General features: G+C 66.2%; 18 protein-coding genes. 11 read left to right on the top strand and 7 right to left on the bottom strand.

Features of this window, described 5'->3' with window-relative positions; genetic code table 11:
• The first annotated feature begins 98 nt into the window (after positions 1–98).
• From ribB to nusB, 3 genes are read left to right on the top strand one after another with little or no spacing between them, the layout of a single operon-like run.
• Complete coding sequence (gene ribB / locus ACROUL_RS06925; RefSeq protein ID WP_431298785.1) at positions 99–1,190, top strand: 3,4-dihydroxy-2-butanone-4-phosphate synthase; 1,092 nt, start codon at positions 99–101, stop codon at positions 1,188–1,190.
• Between the two features lie 4 nt (positions 1,191–1,194).
• Positions 1,195–1,695 carry a 6,7-dimethyl-8-ribityllumazine synthase gene (locus ACROUL_RS06920; protein ID WP_431298784.1) on the top strand — a complete coding sequence of 167 codons (501 nt, stop codon included), beginning with the start codon at positions 1,195–1,197 and terminating at the stop codon, positions 1,693–1,695.
• Positions 1,692–2,150, top strand: a complete 459-nt coding sequence (gene nusB / locus ACROUL_RS06915) for a transcription antitermination factor NusB (protein ID WP_431298783.1) — start codon at positions 1,692–1,694, stop codon at positions 2,148–2,150. The genes ACROUL_RS06920 and nusB overlap by 4 nt, the downstream gene beginning before the upstream one ends.
• 3 nt (positions 2,151–2,153) lie before the next feature.
• Here the strand turns inward: nusB and ACROUL_RS06910 are convergent, their stop codons facing one another.
• Together ACROUL_RS06910 and ACROUL_RS06905 are read right to left on the bottom strand one after the other, a co-directional pair.
• Positions 2,154–3,086: an alpha/beta fold hydrolase gene (locus tag ACROUL_RS06910; protein WP_431298782.1), complete on the bottom strand. Its 933-nt coding sequence runs from the start codon at positions 3,084–3,086 to the stop codon at positions 2,154–2,156.
• A complete protein-coding gene (locus ACROUL_RS06905) occupies positions 3,083–3,370 on the bottom strand; it encodes an SCP2 sterol-binding domain-containing protein (RefSeq protein WP_431298781.1) in 288 nt (95 codons plus the stop codon). Before ACROUL_RS06905 ends, ACROUL_RS06910 begins: the two co-directional genes overlap by 4 nt.
• Before the next feature lie 66 nt (positions 3,371–3,436).
• Between ACROUL_RS06905 and ACROUL_RS06900 the strand changes: the two genes are divergently transcribed.
• From ACROUL_RS06900 to ACROUL_RS06880, 5 genes are all read left to right on the top strand, one after another.
• Positions 3,437–4,000, top strand: a complete 564-nt coding sequence (locus ACROUL_RS06900) for a tetratricopeptide repeat protein (RefSeq protein ID WP_431298780.1) — start codon at positions 3,437–3,439, stop codon at positions 3,998–4,000.
• Positions 4,001–4,005: 5 nt separating this feature from the next.
• Positions 4,006–6,915 (top strand): helicase-related protein, encoded by a 2,910-nt coding sequence (locus ACROUL_RS06895; protein WP_431298779.1) that lies wholly within the window; start codon positions 4,006–4,008, stop codon positions 6,913–6,915.
• 3 nt (positions 6,916–6,918) lie between these two features.
• Positions 6,919–7,230: an RNA-binding S4 domain-containing protein gene (locus tag ACROUL_RS06890; RefSeq protein WP_431298778.1), complete on the top strand. Its 312-nt coding sequence runs from the start codon at positions 6,919–6,921 to the stop codon at positions 7,228–7,230.
• A gap of 61 nt (positions 7,231–7,291) precedes the next feature.
• Positions 7,292–7,630, top strand: a complete 339-nt coding sequence (fdxA, locus tag ACROUL_RS06885) for a ferredoxin FdxA (RefSeq protein WP_305566506.1) — start codon at positions 7,292–7,294, stop codon at positions 7,628–7,630.
• A gap of 300 nt (positions 7,631–7,930) precedes the next feature.
• Positions 7,931–8,440, top strand: coding sequence for a CarD family transcriptional regulator (locus ACROUL_RS06880; protein WP_305566507.1), 510 nt, complete (start codon positions 7,931–7,933; stop codon positions 8,438–8,440).
• 49 nt (positions 8,441–8,489) lie between these two features.
• Here ACROUL_RS06880 and ACROUL_RS06875 read toward each other — a convergent pair whose 3' ends face one another.
• Positions 8,490–9,041, bottom strand: a complete 552-nt coding sequence (locus ACROUL_RS06875; RefSeq protein ID WP_431298777.1) for a hypothetical protein — start codon at positions 9,039–9,041, stop codon at positions 8,490–8,492.
• Positions 9,042–9,125: 84 nt separating this feature from the next.
• Positions 9,126–9,722, bottom strand: a complete 597-nt coding sequence (locus ACROUL_RS06870; protein ID WP_431298776.1) for a riboflavin synthase — start codon at positions 9,720–9,722, stop codon at positions 9,126–9,128.
• Between the two features lie 191 nt (positions 9,723–9,913).
• On the opposite strand from ACROUL_RS06870, the gene ACROUL_RS06865 reads away from it, so the two are divergent.
• The 3 genes from ACROUL_RS06865 (at position 9,914) to ACROUL_RS06855 (ending at position 14,472) form a co-directional block, all read left to right on the top strand.
• On the top strand, positions 9,914–11,194 hold the full coding sequence (locus ACROUL_RS06865) for a capsule biosynthesis protein (RefSeq protein WP_431298775.1): 1,281 nt from the start codon (positions 9,914–9,916) through the stop codon (positions 11,192–11,194).
• Between the two features lie 94 nt (positions 11,195–11,288).
• Entirely contained in the window at positions 11,289–12,413 is a 1,125-nt protein-coding gene (locus ACROUL_RS06860; RefSeq protein ID WP_431298774.1) for a polysaccharide biosynthesis/export family protein, read from the top strand.
• A gap of 7 nt (positions 12,414–12,420) precedes the next feature.
• Complete coding sequence (locus ACROUL_RS06855) at positions 12,421–14,472, top strand: capsular polysaccharide biosynthesis protein (RefSeq protein WP_431298773.1); 2,052 nt, start codon at positions 12,421–12,423, stop codon at positions 14,470–14,472.
• Here ACROUL_RS06855 and ACROUL_RS06850 read toward each other — a convergent pair.
• The 3 genes from ACROUL_RS06850 to ACROUL_RS06840 all read right to left on the bottom strand — a co-directional run bounded on the left by ACROUL_RS06850 (position 14,419) and on the right by ACROUL_RS06840 (position 17,427).
• Positions 14,419–15,807, bottom strand: coding sequence for an MATE family efflux transporter (locus ACROUL_RS06850; protein WP_431298772.1), 1,389 nt, complete (start codon positions 15,805–15,807; stop codon positions 14,419–14,421). The two genes, ACROUL_RS06855 and ACROUL_RS06850, sit on opposite strands and share 54 nt — an antisense overlap.
• A gap of 61 nt (positions 15,808–15,868) precedes the next feature.
• Positions 15,869–16,771 carry a nickel/cobalt transporter gene (locus ACROUL_RS06845; RefSeq protein ID WP_431298771.1) on the bottom strand — a complete coding sequence of 301 codons (903 nt, stop codon included), beginning with the start codon at positions 16,769–16,771 and terminating at the stop codon, positions 15,869–15,871.
• Positions 16,756–17,427 (bottom strand): DUF1007 family protein, encoded by a 672-nt coding sequence (locus ACROUL_RS06840; protein ID WP_431298770.1) that lies wholly within the window; start codon positions 17,425–17,427, stop codon positions 16,756–16,758. The genes ACROUL_RS06845 and ACROUL_RS06840 overlap by 16 nt, the downstream gene beginning before the upstream one ends.
• Positions 17,428–17,431: the final 4 nt, after the last annotated feature.

Here is a 17,431-nt window from a genome sequence, read left to right as displayed (position 1 = left end):
CACACACCGACTGCGCGCCACCGCAGACCAAGCGGCTCTGGCATTTGCCGCCTCGCCGCGTTACACGGCAGCCCATGCCCGCCGCGGAGCCTGTCGCCATGACCGAAACCACCTCCTATTCCGATGCCATCTCCTCGACCGAGGAAATCATCGAAGATGCCCGCAACGGGCGGATGTTCATCCTAGTGGACCACGAGGATCGCGAGAACGAGGGCGATCTCGTGATCCCCGCGCAGATGTGCACGCCGAATGCGATCAACTTCATGGCTACCCACGGGCGAGGCCTGATCTGCCTTGCGCTCACCGCCGACCGGGTCGACCAGCTTGGCCTGCAGCTGATGGACCGCAAGAATTCCTCGCGCCATTCCTCGGCCTTCACCCTGTCGATCGAGGCGGTCGAAGGCATCGACACCGGCATTTCGGCCGCCGACCGGGCGCGCACCGTCGCGGTGGCGACCGATCCGACAAAAGGTCCAGCCGACATCGCCAGCCCCGGCCATATCTTCCCGCTGCGCGCCCGCGACGGCGGCGTTCTGGTCCGCTCTGGCCATACCGAGGCTGCAGTTGACGTCAGCCGTCTTGCCGGCCTGAACCCCTCGGGCGTGATCTGCGAAGTGATGAACGACGATGGCACGATGGCCCGCCTGCCCGACCTTATCAAGTTCGGCCAGAAGCACGGCCTGAAGATCGGCACGATCAGCGACCTGATCGCCTACCGCCGCCGCCACGACAACCTCGTGCGCGAACGTTCGGTCAAGGCGGTGTCCTCGGTCCACGGTGGCGACTGGCTGATGCGCGTCTACACCGACGACACGCAGGGCGCCGACCATGTCGTGCTCAGCAAGGGCGACCTCACCTCGCCCGAGCCGGTGCTGGTCCGCGTCCACGCGCTGAACCCGCTGGAAGACGTGCTTGGCCTTGGAACCGGCAGTGACCTGCCCGCCGCGATGCGCACCATCGCCGCCGAAGGCCGCGGTGTGGTCGTGCTCTTGCGCGACACCACGATGAAGATGGTCGAAGACGGCGAACATTCGCCGCAAACCTTGCGCCAATACGGCATCGGCGCGCAGATCCTGTCGGCGCTCGGCCTGTCGGCGATCACTCTGGTCACGAACTCGGTCGCGCCGAAACTGGTGGGGCTGGAAGGCTACGGCCTGACCATAGCCGGCACCCGCCCGATCAAGGAATAACCCGATGGCCAGCGTTGAGACCCATTACACACTGCCGCTGCCCAGCTTTGACAAGCCAGTGAAATTGCTGATCGTGGTTGCGCCGTACTACAAGGACATCGCCGACAACCTGATCGCCGGGGCCCGCGCCACCGGTGCCGCCGCCGGTGCCGAGGTTGACATGATCGAGGTTCCGGGCGCGCTTGAAGTGCCATCCGCCATCGCGCTTGCCGAACGGCTGGCCGATTATGACGGCTACGTCGCCCTTGGCTGCGTGATCCGGGGCGAGACCACGCATTACGACACTGTCTGCAACGACAGTTCTCGCGCGCTCAGCCTGCTGGGCCTGCAAGGGGCCTGCATCGGCAACGGCATCCTCACTGTCGAGAACCGCGCACAAGCCGAGGTTCGCGCCGACCCCGCCGGGCAGAACAAAGGCGGCGGTGCCGCAGCGGCGGCCTTGCACCTTGTGGCCCTTTCGCGCAAATGGGCCGGGTCCAGCAAGGGAATTGGCTTTCGCGCATGAAGACCGACAAACGCCAGATGAAGTCAGCCTCGCGGCTTTATGCCGTGCAGGCGCTGTTCCAGATGGAAGTCTCTGGCCAGACCGTCGAGGACGTGACGAGCGAATTTGAAACCCACCGCTTCGGTGCCACCTACGACGAGGGCGAGTTTGCCGAAGGCAACGTCGACCATTTCCGCGCCATCGTCGCCGCCGCGGTGAACTGGCAGGCCCGCATCGACCAGTTGACCGACCGCGCCCTGATCGCCGCCTGGCCGATCGACCGGATCGACCCGGTCCTGCGCGCCCTGTTCCGCGCCGCCGGGGCCGAGATCATCGATCTGGCCACCCCGCCCAAGGTCGCGATCAACGAATACGTCGACGTGGCCAAGGCCTTCTTCCCCGACGGCAAGGAACCGAAGTTCGTCAACGCCGTCCTCGACCACATGGCACGCGAGGCCAAGCCCGAGGCGTTCTGATCTCTAGCGGTGCGCGTCGTACAGCGCGGCCGCCTTGTCGAAAAAGCGTTTCCGCATCGCCGGGCCCTCCATCATGATCTCGTGCTCGGCCCCCTCGTAAAGGTCCAGTTCGGCCCGCTTCCACCCCGCCATCCGCAGATGCACCGGGCCCACGTCCACCACTTTTTCCGCCGTGCCCAGCGCGCAATAGGCCGGAACCGGCGGCGAGGGCAGCACCGACAGCGCGCCACATTCCCGCAGCGCAGCGCGCAGCCACGCCAGCGACGGCCCGCCTACCGCGAGTTCCGGATGGTTGACCACCTGCACCCGCATATACTCCCACATCTCGGGATCGGTCGTCAGCACGTTGCCCTGAAACGCCGCCTCGGCAAGATATGTGACCGGCCCGGTGCCCGGCGCATAGCGGTGGCGCTGGCCGAAATACGTCGACAGATGCGTGACCACATGGGCCACGGGCCGCAGCCACGTCGCCATCGAAATCCCCCACATCGGCGCGGAAAACGCCGCCGCGCGGAACGGCAGGCCACGGATCAGCGACCTCAGGCCGATGCAGCCGCCCATCGAATGCGACATCAGGAAATGCGGCTGCGGCAGTCCCGCCCGGTCCGCCTCGACGATCATCGCATCGACGTCGGCCTGATATTCGGCAAAGTCATCGACATGCCCGCTCATCGGGTCGCGCAAGGCACGGGCCGCCAGCCCCTGCCCGCGCCAGTCTATCGTTATCACCGAATAGCCGCGCGCAAGCAGATCGCCCGCCGCACGGCCATATTTCTCGATGCATTCGGTGCGGCCGGGAAACAGGAACACCGTCCCCTTCGCCCCCCCGGCCCAGGATGTCACGCGCAGGCGTACGGCGTCGCGCGTCGTCACCCAGACCGTCCGGCCCCCCGGCGGCGCGTCGGCCACATCGGTGTAAAAGGGGGCCTCGCTCACGCCAGAACCGACCCGATCTTCATCGCCATGCCCATGCTGCCATCCACTTTCAGCTTGCCCTGCATGAAGGCCGAGGTGGCGTTCATGTCGCCCTCAAGGATAGCGCGAAACACGTCCGCGTCAGCCGTCAGCGTCACGTCCGCCTCCTCATCGCCGGCGCGCACGCCTTCGGCGTCCAGCATGATCGCACCTTCGCCCGGAATAACGAACTTCGCCACACCGTCAAAGCCGCCCGACAGCTTGGCGCTCAGCACCCGGACCGCTGCATCAATCATCTCGCTCATACATTGTCTCCCATTCGTGACCCTCGGGCCTCTGGCAATCCGTCGCGGATCGGCTACCATTGAACTATGAAAGTGTGGCGCGGGTTTCTCAATGCTATCGTTGCGGCACTCTTGCCGCTGCTGCTGACATGCGCCGTCGCTGCCGCCGAAGACACCGCCAAGCTTGACGACCTCTTTTCCCGCCTGAAAACCGCCGAGGCGGAAGCCGCCGGTCGGATCGAAAGCGAAATCTGGATCGAATGGTCGAAATCCGGCTCGCCCGCGATGGATCTTCTGTTGCAGCGCGGCCGCGACGCGATGGCGGCCGGTGACAATCAGACCGCCATCGACCATTTCACCGCGATCATCGACCAGACGCCCGACTTTGCCGAAGCGTGGAATGCCCGCGCCACCGCCTTTTACAACATGGGCGAATTTGGCCCCGCGGTCTCCGACATTGCCCATACCCTGACCCTCAACCCCCGGCATTTCGGCGCCTTGTCAGGCCTCGGGATGATCCTCGAAGAATCGGGCAAACCCGAACGCGCGCTTGAGGTTTACAAGGCCGCGCTCGCCTTGCACCCGAACCTGGAAGGCGTAAAGGACGCCATCGAGCGTCTCGAAACCGAAGCCGAGGGGCAGGAGCTTTAATTCAGATGGACGCCACCCGGCGGGTGACGGCGGTCCTCGGGCCGACGAACACCGGCAAGACACATTACGCCATCGACCGGATGCTGGCGCACCGCACCGGCGTCATCGGCCTGCCGCTGCGCCTGCTTGCGCGCGAGGTTTACGACCGCATCGTCGCCAAGGTCGGCCCCTCCGTCGTGGCGCTGGTCACCGGCGAAGAACGCATCGTTCCCGACCGCACCCAGTATTGGGTTTGCACGGTTGAGGCGATGCCGCTTGAAATCGGTGCCGATTTCGTCGCCGTCGACGAAATCCAACTGTGCGCCGATGCCGACCGGGGCCACGTGTTCACCGACCGTCTCTTGCGCGCCCGCGGCCTCCTCGAAACCCTTTTCCTCGGCTCCGACACCATGCGCAGCGCCATCGCGGCCCTCATCCCGCACGTCACCTTCCTGAAACGCGACCGCTTTTCGACGCTCTCCTACACCGGCTCGAAAAAGATCAGCCGGATGCCGCCGCGTTCCGCCATCGTCGGGTTTTCGGTCGAAAACGTCTACGCCATCGCGGAACTTATCCGTCGCCAGAAGGGCGGTTGCGCCGTGGTCATGGGCGCGCTCTCCCCCCGCACCCGCAACGCGCAGGTTGCCCTCTACCAGAACGGCGATGTCGATTACCTCGTCGCCACCGACGCGATCGGGATGGGCCTCAACCTCGACATCGGCCACGTCGCCTTCTCCTCCACCGCGAAATTCGACGGCCGCCGGATGCGCGCGCTTTACCCGCAGGAACTGGCCCAGATCGCCGGACGCGCCGGGCGCCACACCGAAGACGGCACCTTCGGCGTCACCGGCGAGGCGCGCCCCTTCGACGAAGACCTGATCGAGGCCATCGAATCGCACCGCTTTTCGCCCGTGAAGAAACTCCACTGGCGCAACGCCCAGCTTGAGTTCGGCACCGCTGACCGCCTGATCCGCAGCCTCGAACACCCCACCTCCGACGAATGGCTGACCCGCGCCCGCGACGCCGACGACCTCACCGCGCTGAAAACCCTCGCCGCGATTCCCGAGGTGCATGACAAGCTGACCGATGCAAAACGCGTACAGCTTTTGTGGGATGTCTGCCGCATCCCCGATTTCCGCTCCTCCTCCGGCCCGGAACATGCGGCCCTTCTGACCCGGATCTTCCATTTCCTCGTCGGGCGCGGCCTTGGCGGCGGCCGCATCCCCACCGACTGGCTCGCAACCTCGATCAAGCGGATCGACAAGACCGAGGGAGATATCGACGCATTGTCGCGCCGATTGGCACATATCCGCACCTGGACCTACATCGCGCAGCGTAAAAACTGGGTTGAAGACGAAAGCCATTGGCGGGGCGAGACGCGCGCTGTAGAAGACCGCCTGTCAGACGCGCTCCATGCCGCCCTGACGCAAAGATTTGTTGACCGGCGGACGAGCGTTCTCCTCCGCCGGTTGAAGCAGAAGGAGGCTCTCGTGGCCGAAGTGAACGACAAGGGCGAAGTCACGGTCGAAGGCGAATTCGTCGGCCGTCTCGAAGGGTTCCGTTTCCGTCAGGATGCCAGCACGTCGCCCGACGCCGCCCGCACCCTTGCGCAGGCCGCGATCCAGGCTCTGAAGCCCGAATTCCACCTCCGCGCCGACCGCTTCTACAACGCGCCGGACACCGAGCTTGATTTCACCGAACAGGGCGGCCTCATGTGGGGCACCAATGCGGTGGGCAAGCTCATCAAGGGCGCCGAACCGGCGAAACCCCTGGTGGAGCCCTTCGTCGATGACGAGGCCGGCCCGGAAGTGATCGAAAAGGTCCGCCGCCGCCTGCAACACTTCATCGACCGCAAGGTTGCCGCCCAGTTCGAGCCCCTCCTCGCGATGGGCCGCGACGAAGCCCTCACAGGTCTCGCCCGTGGCTTCGCCTTCCGCCTGTCGGAGGCAATGGGTGTCCTGCCACGCGACGCCGTCGCGAACGAGGTCAAGGAACTGGACCAAGAGGCCCGCGGTGCCCTGCGCAAGCACGGCGTGCGCTTTGGCCAGTTCACCGTCTTCCTGCCGCTTCTCTTGAAACCCGCCCCCACGCGCCTGCGCCTTGTGCTCTGGTCGCTGTTCAACGGCTTGCAGGAATTCCCCGAATCCCCTCCGCCGGGCCTCGTGACCATCCCGAACATCCCCGACGTGCCGAAACAGCACTACACGCTGGCCGGTTACCACCCCGCCGGCACCCGTGCGATCCGCATCGACATGCTCGAACGTCTGGCCGATATCCTGCGCCAGAAGGACAGCCGCGCCGGCTTTGAGGCCACGCCAGACATGCTGTCGATCACCGGCATGACGCTTGACCAGTTCGTCGATCTGATGGCCGGCCTCGGCTACAAGGCCGAAAAGGGCGAACGCCCCAAGGTCAAGACCGCAGAGGCTCCGAAGGCCCCGGAAATCTCCGCCGAAGCCGCCGCTGCCATCGCCGCAGGCCAGCCGATCCCCGAGGAAGTCTCGATCCTCGCCCCGCCGCCCGAACCAGAACCCGAAGCCGAGGCCGCCGCCCCTGAACTGGAGGTGTTCTACACCTTTACTTGGGCGCCCAAACCCCGCTTCCAGCGCCCCGAACGCAATGCTGAACGCCCGGCCCGGCCCGAACGCAAGCCGCAAGCCGAAGGCGAGGCCAAGCCGCAAGGTGACCGCCCGCAGGGCGACCGTCCACAAGGCGACCGCCGCGACCGCAACCGCGACGGCAAGCCGCAGGGCAAACCCGGCGAAGGCCAGCGGCACAAGGGCAAGGGCGACAGGGGCGAGCGCGGCGATCACAAGGGTGGCAAACCGCAGCCCGAGAAAAAGCCGATCTACGAGGCCCGCCCGCCGCGCCCCGAAAAGCCGATCGACCCCGACAACCCGTTCGCCGTCCTGATGGCACTCAAGAACAAGGGCTGACGGTTGGCCGGGCCCTCCGGCAAACCAAACCTTGATGCCGGGCCGAAACTCAGGCTCGACAAATGGCTCTGGCAGGCGCGCTTCACCAAGTCTCGCGCGCTTGCCGCCTCTCTGATCGACGACGGCCACGTCCGCGTCAACGGCATGCCCACCACCCGGCCCAGCCGCGAGATCACCCCCGGCGACGTCCTCACCTTCCCGCAAGGCCGCGCGATCCGCGTCATCCGCATCATCGCCCTCGGCTACCGACGCGGCCCCGCCCCAGAGGCACAGCAGCTCTACGTCGATCTTGACGCGCCTTCCCCGCTTGAATGATCGCGTCCACTGATTTAGTCACGGGCATCTGCCAAAGACACGGTTCAGGACGGGGCTTTCCATGACGTACGTGGTGATCGACAACTGCATCGCCTGCAAATACACCGACTGCGTCGAGGTGTGTCCGGTGGACTGCTTCTACGAGGGCGAGAACATGCTGGTCATCCACCCGGATGAATGCATTGATTGTGGCGTCTGCGAACCCGAATGCCCCGCCGACGCGATCCGCCCGGATACCGAACCGGACATGGACGAATGGGTCACCTTCAACCGCAAGTACGCGGTTGCATGGCCGGTGATCGTGACGAAAAAAGACCCGATGCCCGACGCCGAGGCGCGTGACGGCGAAACCGGCAAGCGCGACAAGTACTTCTCTGAAGCTCCTGGCAAGGGCGGCTGAAAAGGTTCCCTGCGGCATCACGATTCGCTGAATACGAATCATCGGCTCGCTTGTCGTGGCAATTAACGCCAGATTTCCTACACTTGGCCCCGCCGCATATCCTTCCGCGACAGTTGGAATCAGCGCTTTTTTGTGTTATAGTTTGTTTACAAACAAGCATGGAAGCCTGATGCACGGCTTGGATTTCATCGTCTGAGCCCAATTTTTTTGCGACAATGAAAACCGCACCGCCGGGCTTCTGGCTCCGGTCGTGCCTTTGTTGTCCGAAAAACTCAGCCTTCCGATAGGGGAACGTGCCGCATGACCAAATCGAAGAAGCCTGATTTCCGCCCGAACGAGTTCGTCGTATATCCCGCCCACGGGGTCGGCAAGATCATCTCGATCGAAGAACAGCAGATCGCCGGACTTCAGCTAGAGCTTTTTGTGATCTCCTTCGAAAAGGACAAGATGACCCTGCGGGTTCCCACCCACAAGGCCACCGAAATCGGCATGCGCGCCCTATCCGCGCCCGATGTCGTCACCAAGGCGCTCGACACGCTGAAGGGCAAGGCCAAGGTCAAACGCGCGATGTGGTCGCGCCGCGCCCAGGAATACGAACAGAAGATCAACTCCGGCGACCTTCTCTCCATCGCCGAAGTCGTCCGCGACCTCCACCGCACCGACGACCAGCGCGAGCAGTCCTATTCCGAACGTCAGCTCTATGAGGCCGCCCTCGAACGCCTGACCCGCGAAGTCGCCGCCGTGTCCGGCGTCGACGAAGCCGGGGCCGCCAAACAGGTGGACTCGGTCCTCGTCGGCCGCGCCGCCTGATCGACGCCTCAGCAATCCCAGAACGGCGGCCCGCAAGGACCGCCGTTTTTCATTGCCCGAAATACCGCTCCGCCGGCAGATACGCCGCCAGCCGCCCTGCCGCGCACCAGTCGCGCTCCAGCCCGGTGTCGCCCACCAGCATCACCTGATCGGGCGGCACCCGCCCCAGCACCGCGCGCAAGGCGTCGCGCACCTCGCCATACCCCGCCAGCGCATAGGGCGCCCGATGCGCTGCGTCCAGCACCGGGTTCGCCGCCATCATCATCCCCGCAGTCACCGGTGCCACCGCCAAGGCCACGCGCCCGCAGCCCGTCACCGCCGCCAGCTTCGCCGCCCGCTCCTCCGGCATCGCAGGGGCCAGCAGCGTCACCCGCAACGCGTTCGATGAAAACAGAAACGCCACCACGTCATGCCCCGTCGCCGCCCGCACCCCGGCATAGGTCTTGTAATCCAGCCCCAGTTCCCGCGCCCGCTTCACCCGCAGCCGCACCACTTCCACCGGCAGCACCGGCAACAACCGCTCCCGCGCCGCCGTCCAGCAATGCCGCCGCCAGCTTGCGCCCCCCTCCATCGAAGGCCCGCGATTATGCCCGATCTGCATGAACCTGCGGTTCCTCTTTGCACAAATATCCGCCGGGAGGTCCGGAGGGTGTGAAACCCTCCGGGGCCTGCCCCGCGCGCGCCCTCAACCCCACTCGCGCAGCCGCGCCACATAACGCGCCATCGTGTCGATCTCCAGGTTCACCCGGTCGCCCACTGCCACCTCGCCCCAGGTCGTTGCAACTTGGGTATGCGGAATGAAGTTGATGCCGAAATCACAGCCCTCCACCTCGTTCACCGTCAGTGACGTCCCGTTCAGCGCGACCGACCCCTTTGGCGCGATGAACTTCGCCAGCGCCTCGGGCGCGCGGAACGTCACCCGGACGGACCCGCCCTCGGGCCGCACCGCCACCACCTCGGCCAGCCCGTCGACATGGCCCGACACGATATGGCCGCCCAATTCGTCTCCAACCTTCAGCGCCCGCTCCAGGTTCACCCGCTTGCCGGGCGCCCAACCGGCAAGGTTGGTCTTCGACACCGTCTCGGCCGAGATCTGCACATCGAACCAGTTCTGCGGCTGCGTTCCCAGCGCCACCACCGTCAGGCACACCCCGTCGCAGGCGATCGACGCGCCGATGTCGATCCGGCCCACGTCATAGCTGGTCCCGATCCGGGCGCGCAGGTCGCCCTGCTGTTCGGTCTGCAGGACCGTGCCGATATCCGTGACGATCCCTGTGAACATGGCCCTCTGTCCCCTTTCATTGCGTGTCTCTGACCTAGCCCCGCCCCCGCTACCCTGCAACCCCCCGCCGCCCCCGGCGCGGGTTCTGTGGGCCACGCCCCGACACGAAGTAACGAATTCACAGCATTTGCGCTTTATTCCTGCACCGCACTGGCCAATACACAAGGCCAGACCCGTCACATAGGCACGGCATGACCGCAGGCGACAGAAGGTTCCTCTTCCTGCAAGGCCCGCACGGTCCGTGGTTTCACCGCCTCGGCCGGATGCTGCAGGCCGCCGGGGGCCAGGTCTGGCGCATCGGCTTCAACCTTGGCGACAGGGTGTTCTGGCCGGGGCCGGGCTACATCGCCTTCACCGGCGCCCCGCAAGACTGGGCGGGTGCGCTGGCCGACCATCTCGACCGGCTCGCGATCACCGATATCGTGCTTTACGGCGACACCCGCCCGATCCATGCCACCGCCGTGCAGCTTGCCCGCGCCCGCGGCCTGACGGTGCATGTGTTCGAAGAAGGCTACTTGCGGCCCTACTGGGTCACCTACGAACGCGGCGGGGCCAACGGCAACTCCCGGCTGATGGGCCTGTCGGTCGATCAGATGCAGCGCGCGCTCGACCCGGTCGATATCGACCTGCCCGATTCTCCCGGCACCTGGGGCGACATGCGCCAGCACATGTTCTGGGGCGCGCTCTATCATGGCTGCGTGGCGCTTGGCGCCCGCGCCTATCGCCGCTTCCGCCCGCACCGCGACCTTACCGTCGGGCAGGAATTCCTGCTGTATCTCAAATCCTTCCTCCTGATGCCGCTGCACCGTGCGCAGCGCCGCCTTGCCACGTTTCGCATCCGCTTTGGCGGCTTTCCCTACCACCTTGCGATCCTGCAACTGGATCACGACGCCAGCTTCCGCGACCATTCGCCCTTCCGCTCGACGGGCGAATTTCTGGGCGTGGTGATGGCCGGTTTCGCAAAGGGCGCGCCGCGCCACCATCACCTCGTGTTCAAGGCCCACCCGCTCGAAGATGGCCGTACGCCCCTCGCCGCCGACATCGCCCGCCTCGCGCATGACCACGGGCTTGCGGGGCGGGTGCATTTCGTGCGCGGCGGCAAGCTCGCGCATCTTCTGACCCACGCCAGCACCGCCGTCACGGTCAACTCCACGGCGGGCCAGCAGGCGCTCTGGCGCGGCATTCCGCTGCGAACCTTCGGAACAGCGGTCTATGCAAAACCCGAGTTTGTGTCGTCCCAACCGCTTGATGCGTTCTTTGCAGCACCCGACCGCCCCGATACCCGGGCCTACCGCGCCTACCGGCGGTTCCTTCTGGAAACAAGCCAGGTGTCCGGCGGCTTCTACTCCTCGCGTGGGCGGCGGGCGCTCCTACGACAGGTGGTGGACATGATGCTGTCGTCGCAAGATCCCTATGCTGCCCTCTCGCCTGAAACAGCGGCACCACGGCAACAGTTGCGCGTCGTGAAGTAGCCAATGGAACCGGCGCTGGCAAAGTTCGCTTGGCTTTTGTAACCTCCCCGCAAAATGTACCCCGATCAAAGAGGGACGCGAGGCAGTGCAGTTCATGTTTTCCAAGACGGCCAAGGTGGTCGCCGTCGTTTCTGCTGCCACGTTGGTCGCCTCTTGCGGCCTGCCGCGCTCTGGCCCGAACAAGGAAGAGATCTTCGCAGGATCGGTGCAGAACGAAGGCGATGCCTTTGTCGTCAAGGTCAATGACCGGGTGTCCCGTGCCACGGCCCAACTGCCTTCGTTCGGCTTCAGCAAGTCGTTTCAGGATGCTGGCGTGATCGGCTCCGACACGATTTCCAGTGGCGACAGGCTGTCGGTCATCGTGTTTGAAAACGTCAAGGAAGAGCCGCTCCTCGGCAACACCGGCCAACGCGTGACGCCGCTCAACGAAATGCAGGTCGACGGGCAGGGTTACATCTTCATTCCCTACGCCGGTCGCGTCCTCGCGGCAGGACAGACGCCCGAAGGGCTGCGCCAAGCCATCACCCGCCTCCTCGAAGACCAGACCCCCGACCCGCAGGTGCAGGTCCGCCGCCTTGCCGGCGACGGTGCCACCGTGTCCATCGCAGGTCAGGCCGCCGGTCCGGGCGTCTACCCGATCGAAGCGCCGACCCGCACCCTTGCCACCATGCTGGCCAAATCGGGCGGCGTCTCGCTCGACCCGGACGTGGCGATCGTGCGGGTGACACGCGGTGCGCACAGCGGCCGGATCTGGCTCAAGGATCTTTATGAAAACCCCGCCCTCGACATCGCGCTGCGCCCCGGCGACCGGATCGTGATCGAAGAGGACAGCCGCACCTTCACCGCGCTTGGCGCGACGGGTGGGCAGAACCTCGTGCCGTTCAAAAGCGAAAGCCTGTCCGCGCTTGAAGCCATCGCTACGGTCGGCGGCCTTTCAACGAACTCAGCCGATCCGACCGGGGTGTTCGTGCTGCGCGACGAATCCGAAGACATCGCCAACAGCGTTCTTGGCCGCACCGATCTCATCGGCGATCAGCGCTTGGTCTATGTGCTTGACCTGACCGAACCGACCGGCCTGTTTGAAGCACGCGATTTCATGATCCGCGACGGCGACACCCTCTACGTCACCGAAGCGCCCTTCATGTACTGGCAAAAGACGCTTTCCGCGATCACCGGCACCACGAACGCGGCGACCAACCTCGCCAACGCCACGAACTGATCGGATCGTGGTCGGCCCGGGTCGCCTCTGGTCCGACCTGCCGGTCCCGCACAGACTTTGCCACCAGAACCTCAGCTTCCTGACCGACCGCCGCCTTGCGCGCATCCTTGCGCTGGCCGGTCACCCGCTCCGCCTCGGCCTGCCCGGCCCCGACGACGGCGTGCTTGTCTGGGGTCGCAGCCCCACCGCCGCGCGGGGCGAGGCGGTCGCCGCCCGCCGCAAGGTGCCGCTGGTCCGGGCCGAGGATGCGTTCCTGCGTTCGGTCCACCCCGGCCGCACCGGCACAGCCCCCCTCGGCCTGATCCTCGATCCGATCGGCGTGCATTTCGACGCCGCCGCGCCCTCCCTCCTCGAACGCATCCTCGCCACCGATCCTTTAGACGATTCGAACATACTGTCCCGCGCACGGCAGGGAATTGAGCGTATCCAGACCCTTCACCTGTCCAAATACAACATCCACGACCCCACCCTGACCCCGCCAGCGCCCGGCTACGTCCTCGTCGTCGACCAGACGCAGGGCGATGCCTCGATCCGCCATTCCGGCGCCAGCGCCTCCACCTTCCGCGAGATGCTCGTGCTGGCGCAGGAACAGAACCCCGGCGCCCGCATCGTCATCAAGGCGCATCCCGAAACCACCCTCGGCCTCCGCCCCGGCCATTTCGGCCCCGAAGATGCCTCGCCCCGCGTCACCCTCCTCACCACCCCCGTTTCCCCTTGGGCGCTTCTCGACGGGGCCATCGCGGTCTACACCGTGTCCTCCCACCTCGGCTTCGAGGCGATCCTTGCCGGGCACCGCCCGCATGTCCTCGGCCATCCGTTCTACGCCGGCTGGGGCCTGACGCAGGACGCCACGCACCTGCCCCGCCGCACCCGCAGCCTCACCAAAACCCAGCTTTTCGCCGCCGCGATGATCCTTGCCCCCCTGTGGTATGATCCCTGCCGCGACCGGCTTTGCAGCTTTGAAGACGCGCTCGACCAGCTGGAGGCCGAGGTTCGCGCCTTTCGCCAGGACCGGTTCGGCCATGTCGCCGTCGGAATGCGCCTGTGGAAGCGCAAACGCCTGCAACAGGTGTTCGGCGCGACCAAACCGGTAATTTTCCGCAACGATCCCACCGCCGCCAACAGCCTTGCCAGCAGCACCGGCCGAACCCTGATGATCTGGGCCGGCAAGGAGCCCCCGGGCTTCACCCCCACCACCCCAACCCTGCGCGTCGAAGACGGCTTCCTGCGCTCGCGCGGCCTTGGCGCGGCGCTGACCCCACCCCTCAGCCTCGTCACAGACGACCTCGGCATCTACTACGATCCGACCCGCCCCTCCCGCCTCGAACAACTCATCCTCGCGCCACTTACCCCCGCCGCGCGCAGCCGCACCGAACGCCTGCTGGACCGGCTCACCAAAGCCGGCCTTTCCAAATACAACCTTGCGACCACCCCCCTGCCCCCGCTTCCAGACGGTCGCCGCATCCTCGTCCCCGGTCAGGTCGAAGACGACGCCTCGATCCTGAAGGGCGCGGGCGAGATCAGAACCAACGCGGCCCTGCTCCTTGCCGCGCGCCAAGCCAACCCCGGCGCGGTGATCCTTTTCAAACCCCACCCCGATGTCGAAGCGGGCCTGCGCCCCGGCGCGCTCACCGACCCCGCGCTTGCTGATATGATCCTCACCAACACCGACCCCGCCGAAACCCTCGCCGCCGTCGATGAGGTCTGGACGATCACCTCGCTTCTGGGGTTCGAGGCGCTCATCCGTGGCAAGCCCGTCACCACCCTTGGCGCACCGTTCTACGCCGGCTGGGGCCTGACCCGCGACCTTGGCCCCGTGCCCGCCCGCCGCATCCGCCGCGCCGATGGCAGCCTCCTGCCGCGCCCCGACGTCACGCAACTCGCCCACGCCGCCCTCATCGCCTATCCGCGCTACTGGGATCCGGTCAGCCGCCGCCCCTGCCCGCCCGAGGTAATCGTGGATCGCCTGATCGCCGGCGCCCTGCCACAAGGCCCCGGCAACTGGCTACTCGCCCGCCTGCAAGGCCGCTTCGCCAGTCTCCACCGGTTTTGGCGCTAGCCACCAGAACCGCACCAACAGGCTGACCGAGGCGCACACGAGGCCCACCACCAGTCCCAGCCACAGCCCCACCGCGCCAAAGCCCAGCGGAAACGCCAGCACATAGCTGCACGGGATGCCGACCAGCCAGTAACTCACCGCCGCCAGCACCAAGGGCACCTTGGTATCACGAATGCCGCGCAACAGGCCCAGCGCCATCACCTGCATCGCATCGGCCAGATGGAACAGCGCCGCCACGATCAACAGCACCGCGCCAAGTTCGATAATCCGCGCGCTTTCAGGTTTCGATGTGTCCAGAAACAGCGCGATGATCGGCTCGGGAAAGATCACGTAAAGGGCGATCACCACCAGCGCCACCACCAGCGACAGGCCCAGCGCCACCCACGCCCCGTCCCGCAAGGCGCGTGCATCGCCGTGCCCGGCGAACCGCGCTGTGCGAATGGTTGCCGCACTCGACAGTCCGACATGCATCATGAACGTGACCGCCGTCACCTCCATCGCAATCCCGTGCGCGGCCAGTTCCACCGTGCCGACCCAGCCCATCATTATCGCCGAGGCCTGAAACAGCCCCGCCTCCGCCACCCCGGTCAGCCCGATCGGCCAGCCCAACTGGAACACCTGCCCCATCGCGTGCCAGTCCGGCCGCCAGAACCGCTGGAACAGCCGGAACCTCCGCAGGTCGCGCAGCAACCCGGCGTAAAGGCACAAGACCACCAGCGTCATCACCTGCGTGACCACCGTCGCAATCGCCGCACCAACCACGCCCAGTTCCGGAAAGCCCCAGTTGCCAAAGATCAGCGCCCAGTTGACCGCGATGTTCACGAACACCGCCAGCACGGTGGCCCACAACACCGCCTGCGTGCGCCCCAGCGCCGCCAGATAGCTTGAAAGCACCATCACGCCCAAGGCCGGCACCATGCCCAACCCCGCGATGCGCATGAAATCCTGCGCCAGCGCCGCCACGTCGGGTTTCTGACCCAGCGCCAGAAGCACGGCCTCGAACTTCCAGAACAGGGGATAGGTCAGCAACCCGTACCCGATGGAAAGCCACAGCCCCATCCGCGTGTCGCGCCGCACCTTGACATCGTCACCCTGCCCAAGGGCCGCCGCAACCAGCGGCATGACCGCCTTCGCAAACCCGGCGCCCAGCACGAAGACGATGAAGAACGACGATGCGCCCAGTACCACGGCGGCCAGTTCCACCACGCCGTACCAGCCCAGCATGACGGTATCGGTCACATGCAGCGCCATCTGCGCCAGATGCGATCCGACGAGGGGAAGGCCCAGCACAAGCGTCGCCCGTGCATGGGTTCTGGTGGTCAGCGTTTCGGTCATGCCAATCGATTACCGCCGCGACCGGGGAAGGACAAGACGGCTTCCCCGCCGCGCTGCGGCGTCAGAGCGACTGGCGCAAGAGCCCCAGCGCGACCAGCAGGATCAACGCGCCAACCGACAGTTCCACCAGCGGCAGCGCCCGCGCCAAGCGTCCGCCCGACAGGTTGGCAAGGGCCCCCTCGCGCGCCCAGACGGCCATCAGCGCGACCGTGACCGTCACCGCCGCTGTGCCAAGACCCATCGCAAAGGCCCCGGCAATGCCCGCCGCGCCAACCCCGATCTGCCATGTCAGGATCAACAGGAACAGCGCGCCCGAACAGGGCCGCATCGCGACCCCCGCCACCAGCGCCACCGCATCGCGCCACCCCGTCAGACGGCTTACCTCGTCCAGCGTCGGCCCATGCGCGTGGCCGCAGTCCGGCCCGTGAACGTGCCCATGTTCATGGCCGTGGTCGTGGTCATGCCCATGCCGCTCACGCCGCACCCCACGCCAGCCGCGCCACACCAGCCACGCCCCCAACCCCGCGATCAGCGCATGGCTTACCGGCGCCATCACCTCTTCCGCCGTGCCGACCACGGCCTCGCGCGTCCAGCCCAGCACGGCAACCGCCGCATAAACCAGAACCACCGCAACCGCCGCCTGCGCAAGGCTTGCCACCAGCGCGATCCCGGCCAGCGGCACTACCGGCACCCGCCGCGCCACGCCGTAGCCACCGACCAGAAACTTGCCATGCCCCGGCCCCACCGCATGCAAGACGCCATAAACGAAGGACACCGCCAGAAACCCAGCCAGCGCCCCCGGCTCGCCGCTCCGCAAGGCGCGAACCGCCGCTGCCAGCCGGTCCTGCGCCGCCCGCGTCATGCGCTCCATCCAGCCCTGCAAGACATCGAACCCGCCGGTCAGCCACAGCGCGCCAAGGCCCAGCGCCACGACCAGTCCAAGGCCCATCACGGCGCGGCGCATGTCACCCGCACTTCCTCGGCATAATTCTTGCCGACCGCCGGGAACTCCATCTCAAGATCCATGTCGGGCGTGTATTCCGCCAGTGCCGCCTGCAACGCCGCATCCGCCGCATCCAGATCGGGCGCGTAAGCCTCTGCCACGCAGCTCGCGCCACCGGTCACCACAGGATCGAAGGCAATGGTGTAGGCGGTGTAATACCCCGGATCGTAAACCTGCACGACCAACGGCTCCGCCCCCACCGTCACCGGCACCTCGAACATCCGCATATGGACCGAGGTGATCTTGCCCCCCGCATAGCCCGCACTCCACTCCGATGGCCCCGACAGCGCAAGTTCGCGGTCCGCCATCAGCGCATAGGTGTCGCCGGCAAAGCCATCGTCCCAGTTCATGTCGAAGCCCGACAGGCGCAGCTCCTCCTCGGCGGTCAGCTTGCCGTCCCAGTCCGGGTCCAGCCCCATGTCGCCCACGACATACAGCGAATAAAGCTCGTCATAGGTCCAGCTGATGCGCAGCCCGGTCGCCCGGTTCTGACCGTCCAGCATCACCTCGACCCGGGTGTCGATGAACACATGCGGATGTGCCAGTGCCGGCCCTGCCAGCCCGGCCATCAGCCCGCCCAAGATCATGCCGCGTCCCATGCCGGGGAAGCTAGTCATTTCC

This window comes from Tabrizicola sp. BL-A-41-H6 (assembly GCF_050632395.1).
In the GTDB taxonomy this organism is placed as follows: Bacteria; Pseudomonadota; Alphaproteobacteria; order Rhodobacterales; family Rhodobacteraceae; genus JAUYQR01.
This window is presented reverse-complemented; position numbering and strand designations above follow the sequence as displayed.

Coding starts and splice junctions, on each gene's coding strand:
- ribB (WP_431298785.1), top strand. CDS start 99: ATGACCGAAACCACCTCCTATTCCGATGCCATCTCCTCGACCGAGGAA.
- ACROUL_RS06920 (WP_431298784.1), top strand. CDS start 1,195: ATGGCCAGCGTTGAGACCCATTACACACTGCCGCTGCCCAGCTTTGAC.
- nusB (WP_431298783.1), top strand. CDS start 1,692: ATGAAGACCGACAAACGCCAGATGAAGTCAGCCTCGCGGCTTTATGCC.
- ACROUL_RS06905 (WP_431298781.1), bottom strand. CDS start 3,370: ATGAGCGAGATGATTGATGCAGCGGTCCGGGTGCTGAGCGCCAAGCTG.
- ACROUL_RS06900 (WP_431298780.1), top strand. CDS start 3,437: ATGAAAGTGTGGCGCGGGTTTCTCAATGCTATCGTTGCGGCACTCTTG.
- ACROUL_RS06895 (WP_431298779.1), top strand. CDS start 4,006: ATGGACGCCACCCGGCGGGTGACGGCGGTCCTCGGGCCGACGAACACC.
- fdxA (WP_305566506.1), top strand. CDS start 7,292: ATGACGTACGTGGTGATCGACAACTGCATCGCCTGCAAATACACCGAC.
- ACROUL_RS06880 (WP_305566507.1), top strand. CDS start 7,931: ATGACCAAATCGAAGAAGCCTGATTTCCGCCCGAACGAGTTCGTCGTA.
- ACROUL_RS06875 (WP_431298777.1), bottom strand. CDS start 9,041: ATGCAGATCGGGCATAATCGCGGGCCTTCGATGGAGGGGGGCGCAAGC.
- ACROUL_RS06870 (WP_431298776.1), bottom strand. CDS start 9,722: ATGTTCACAGGGATCGTCACGGATATCGGCACGGTCCTGCAGACCGAA.
- ACROUL_RS06865 (WP_431298775.1), top strand. CDS start 9,914: ATGACCGCAGGCGACAGAAGGTTCCTCTTCCTGCAAGGCCCGCACGGT.
- ACROUL_RS06860 (WP_431298774.1), top strand. CDS start 11,289: ATGTTTTCCAAGACGGCCAAGGTGGTCGCCGTCGTTTCTGCTGCCACG.
- ACROUL_RS06850 (WP_431298772.1), bottom strand. CDS start 15,807: ATGACCGAAACGCTGACCACCAGAACCCATGCACGGGCGACGCTTGTG.
- ACROUL_RS06845 (WP_431298771.1), bottom strand. CDS start 16,771: ATGCGCCGCGCCGTGATGGGCCTTGGACTGGTCGTGGCGCTGGGCCTT.
- ACROUL_RS06840 (WP_431298770.1), bottom strand. CDS start 17,427: ATGACTAGCTTCCCCGGCATGGGACGCGGCATGATCTTGGGCGGGCTG.